Here is a 2,767-nt window from a genome sequence, read left to right as displayed (position 1 = left end):
ATGGCTCATAGGCGGCTCGGATCAGGTGGTCAGGCGTATTTCAGCACATTTGAAAACTTGTTCGGAGATTCCCTAGCTGAGTTACACCTCGGAGAAACTGCCACCCTACTGGCAACGGATCAGCAAACATCAGTGCTGCACAGCGTTAGCCCTGTACTTAGACAATCACAGAGCTACTGCGCTTATGGTTATCGTCCAACGACCGATGGTTTACTTAATTTGCTGGGATTTAACGGTGAGCGGCCCGACCCAGTCACAGGGCATTATTTGCTAGGACAGGGCCGCAGGGCGTTCAACCCAGTATTACTGCGATTTAATAGCCCAGACAGTTTGAGCCCGTTTAGGCAGGGCGGGATCAATGCTTATACCTACTGCGAAGGAGATCCGATAAATTTCAGCGATCCGACAGGGAGCTTTAAGTTTAGTCAAAAAATACTATCAGCCATCACTGCTTGGAAAGCCAAAGCACAGATAAATATCATGTATGTCAAGGCTCAGGGTGCAAATTCATATATTGATGGTATATCAAAGGTTATTTCTACACAATTCAGGGGGCGCATCATTACACCAGGCTTGAAAACAAAAGAGCGTATTCTTGATAAAACCCTAACCCGTTTCTATGGTAACCCTCAAGGTGTCCAAGATATCGCGCGCAATACGATTGTCGTCAAAAAAAAGAATGTCAACTCAGTTATTAATGCCCTTAAAGATCGAGGCGCATACGTGATATTAAATAATCCCGGAAGCCGACCTGATGGCTACAGTGGCGCGCATGCTTACATTAAAGCCCCTTCAGGATTAATGGCGGAGATTCAAGTTAAGAGTCCGAATATGATTTACGCAAGTTACCCCGAAAACATAGCAAGACAAACATTAGGGAGCCAGCATTATAGCGATCTTGATCGTCACGCACGCATGCATGGATACCAGGGGGGATTAGGACACGGTATGTATGAAAAAATCCGCTCTGCCGGGACAAGCCTGGCCAATAGATCAGAGGCCATTAGAGAAAGCCGCGACTATTACTCATTTATCCGTGACGGGTATGTCCGCCTTTAAATGAGTAATTTTAGATTCTGGAGAATGGACGTGGGCTTCAGATATAGACTGTATGTTGTAGCTGAATCCGCGAGGTCGTGTCCAGCGATTCAATAGCTAATTAGTTTGGCTGGAGATTAGAATGCGGACACAGTTATAAGGCATGGACAGGCGGGTTTGCATCATGGGTGACTTAACTCGGAGCTGCCGTCCACAAAACCAGCGTTTTATGAACGGCCCGTCATTGGCAACTGATGCGAGTATTCAATTAACCGGAGCACGAAAGTGCGTTGATTGCAAGTATGAACGTTTCGACTTATCCTTTGGGATAACGGGAATCGATTAATGCTATTAAAACCTTCCAGGGAACAACGTGATCCGTAAGAAATAATTCCTTACGGATCAGCTTGTACTTGATAACTGACCCGATGTAGGTCATCTTATCTATATCATCATCGAAAACACCGATGAGCATTCGGGTTTTTAGCTTATCAAGTATTTTTTGGGGTGGGTTATAAGGCGTCTCTTATTTCTCGATATCTCTCCGGTAATATTTTATGCTTCTCTAATAATTTTGTATAGGGTTTTGGGAATTTGCCAGTTGTTTTTAAGTGCTTAATCTTTATGTCTTTATACATGCTCGGCGGAAAAATAAGTACAAATGCATTAGCGCTCCGCATAACTTTAAAATCCTTGCCTGGCACTTTTTTAGGGTAGTTCTTTACATAGACTCCAAAGAAAGCTGGCTGTGATCCTGAGGGATAGGTGGACGTATTCCTTTTTATAAAATCTTTTGAGTATAGGTCGGGGTAAAGCTGTGCCCAAGTTTTATGTTCATGCTCGCTATTATACTCGCCGATAGCTTTTAATTTAGCGTAATCTTCAGGAGCATCTAGAGTGGTCGCGCCGTAAAATCCACGGCCTTTGCTTTGCCCCCTATGCGATCCCAGATACTTTTCATCCAACCCCTTAGTGAGACTTTCTATTTGGCTGCTGCTCGAGCCATGAAAAGCTGCAAGATATCTTTTCTGTCTAAGATGCAATAGATTTGCCAAGCCTTTCCAAGGATTTGGGAAGTGCCCTGTTGAGTCAGTTATATTGACGGGGTCATTATCACAATATGCATACGCATTAGGTCCGCCTTTTCCAAATGGTCTCATATTGTCTGGACTGTTAAACCTCATTAGTACCGGGTTGTACGCTCGATAGCCTTGACCCAACATATAATGGCCCGTAACAGAATCAACCCGTTCGCCGTTAAACCCCATCGAACTGAGTATCCCACTCGTAGGGGAGCAATAGCCGTAAGGGCTGTAGAACAGGGATTGGCTAATAACAGTACTTGTGCCGTGTAGAACCGTATTTTGCTGATCAGTCGTCAATAAGGTAACGGTATCAGGTAGCTCTATTTCGGCTAGCGGCAAGGACAGGTGTTCGAAAAAACAGATTTTTCGCTCTCCTGCAATCTCGGTCGCGATGCGGACTCCATTGTAGAACCGTAGAGTAGAGTGAGCGCTTACTAGACGATCCAGTGGGTCATAGAGATAAACGGTAGGGGGATTTTCATGTCATGCACTCATGGCTTTATTCCAAAGGATAGGTATCTATCAATATCTACCTATGTTTCTTATTTTTATACCTAACAGATTTGCTAGGCTCTGTACGTAAAGTATTGTCGCAAGCACCGCATAGCGCAGGCCAATGAGACCATCGCCGCAAAACTTGTTGC

At 44.6% G+C, this 2,767-nt stretch carries 2 protein-coding genes; one reads left to right on the top strand and one right to left on the bottom strand.

Annotated features, from left to right (window positions below; all coding sequences use genetic code 11):
- A partial coding sequence (locus tag CJF39_RS22430; RefSeq protein WP_094995352.1) for an RHS repeat-associated core domain-containing protein occupies positions 1-1,059 on the top strand: 1,059 nt, incomplete at its 5' end.
- 491 nt (positions 1,060-1,550) lie between these two features.
- Here the strand turns inward: CJF39_RS22430 and CJF39_RS22425 are convergent.
- Positions 1,551-2,420 carry an RHS repeat-associated core domain-containing protein gene (locus tag CJF39_RS22425; protein WP_283163094.1) on the bottom strand — a complete coding sequence of 290 codons (870 nt, stop codon included), beginning with the start codon at positions 2,418-2,420 and terminating at the stop codon, positions 1,551-1,553.
- Positions 2,421-2,767: the final 347 nt, after the last annotated feature.

The organism is Pseudomonas lundensis, assembly GCF_002269125.1.
GTDB classification, from domain to species: domain Bacteria; phylum Pseudomonadota; class Gammaproteobacteria; order Pseudomonadales; family Pseudomonadaceae; genus Aquipseudomonas; species Aquipseudomonas lundensis_A.
Note: the sequence above shows the minus strand (reverse complement) of the source record. Positions and strands in the feature narration are given on the sequence as shown.